Below are 1,635 nucleotides of genomic sequence, written 5' to 3'. Positions count from 1 at the left end.
CACCTGCAACTGCCCGGAGTTTCCTCTTTATTATCAGGTCAGGCTCGCCCTCCTTTATTGTTGAAGGGCAGCTGCAAAAAAGCTTTTTTCCTTCGAGCTGCTGGTGAATCTCAATCCCTGACTTAAGCCCTATCTCTTCGTAAAAAGATGCTCCCTTTTTGCTTATTTCAGATTCTTCCATTGAGATATTCACCTAAAGAAAATCAGTTCCGCTCCTTTCCGAAATCTCCCCCCTGAAATTTTTCAGGAGAAGATTCTCTTTTATAATTTCCGCCTTCTTGAAATTTGAAAGGAGCCATGCGAGCTTTATGAAAGTGGTTTCAGGAGTCATGTCAGAATAGTTCCCTATAACTCCTGCCTCGACAAGCCTTCTTCCCGGGCTGTAGACATTCATGTCAACCCTTCCGAATATTGTCTGGGTGCTCATTGCAACAATCCCTTTCTTTGAAAGTTCCTCAATTGCGGAAAAAATCCTGCTGTGCTCTTTTGTGAGCTCATCATTCTCTGAAATGGGCATGTGCCCCAGCCCAGTTCCCTCCAAAACAATTCCGTCAAATCCCCGGAATGCAGTAATCTCATCTGCGCTCATGTTAGGATGGGATTTCACAATTGCGATTTTAAGATTTTCATTGAAATGCGTAACTGAAAGACTCCTTTCTTTGTTCCTCTTGGGATATTCCTTTTTTATGAATTCAATCTTCTCTTCCCTGAAATTGACTCTTGCAATCAGCGATGAATTAACTGGCTTGAAAGCATCCCTCCTTGATGAATGAAGCTTCCTGGTTTTGCAGGCGGGAAGAACATCAGCCCACTCATCGCTCATTTCTGAATGCATGCATATTGCAACTCCTGAAAAATCTGAATGCGAAACGAAGTATGCTGAGGAAATGATATTGTAAACCGCATCAGAGCTTCCCCTGTCCGAGCTTCTTTGAGAGCCCACAAGGATTACTGGAATTGAAAGATTCTCAAGCATGAAAGAAAGGGCGGCTCCAGTATAGTGAAGGGTGTCTGTTCCGTGCGTTATTATTATGCCGTCAGTTCCAGATTCAATCTCTTTTTTTATCTCATCTGCAATCAGATTGTAATGCGAAAATCTCATGTCATCTGACATCATGTTCCTTATGAGCCTGCTTTTGATGTTTGCAAATTCCTGAAGCTCTGGAACAAGCTCAATAATCTCCTCTGGGCTGAACTGGGCTTTCACTGCTCCTGTTTCATAGTCCACTCTTGAAGCAATTGTCCCGCCGGTATGAAGTATTGTGATTGTGGGAAGATTCTTTTTTGCAACAAGCTTTTCCTTTTTAATTTCGCTTTCCTTATCGATTTTTTCGCTTTTTTCCTTCAGCTCTGAAATTGAAAGAATATCCTGCTTGTTTATCCCTATGTTATAGCCGTTTTTCAGCTTAATGAAAAGAGCGCCGTCTGTTTCGGGCATAAGGATTCCCTCAAAATCTCCCTTTTTTGTTCTTACTGCAGCATATCTTCCAAGATTTTTTTCAACAAGCTTTTCTTCCATGAAAAATCACTCTCAAAGCTGAACATTGTTTCCTATAAAAACAACCTCAACATTAAACTTTTCCTTTAACAGCGGCATAAGCGCCTTTACTCCTGTTGTCTCAGTTGCGTAATGCC

General features: G+C 41.7%; 2 protein-coding genes. Both read right to left on the bottom strand.

Annotated features, from left to right (window positions below):
- The coding region (locus tag NTV63_03840) for a hypothetical protein (protein MCX6710053.1) at positions 1 to 181 on the bottom strand (181 nt) is incomplete at its 3' end.
- Between the two features lie 12 nt (positions 182 to 193).
- The gene (gene gatD / locus NTV63_03835; GenBank protein ID MCX6710052.1) at positions 194 to 1,519 is read right to left on the bottom strand and encodes a Glu-tRNA(Gln) amidotransferase subunit GatD; all 1,326 of its coding nucleotides are present in this window, start codon (positions 1,517 to 1,519) and stop codon (positions 194 to 196) included.
- Between the last annotated feature and the right edge of the window lie 116 nt (positions 1,520 to 1,635).

The organism is Candidatus Woesearchaeota archaeon (assembly GCA_026394965.1).
Classification (GTDB): Archaea; Nanobdellota; Nanobdellia; order Woesearchaeales; family 0-14-0-80-44-23; genus JAPLZQ01.
The sequence above is the reverse complement of the archived record's forward strand: the minus strand, read 5'-3'. Positions and strand labels throughout refer to the sequence as shown.

Excerpts from the sequence above, each read along its gene's own strand:
- gatD (MCX6710052.1), bottom strand. The coding sequence starts at position 1,519 with ATGGAAGAAAAGCTTGTTGAAAAAAATCTTGGAAGATATGCTGCAGTA.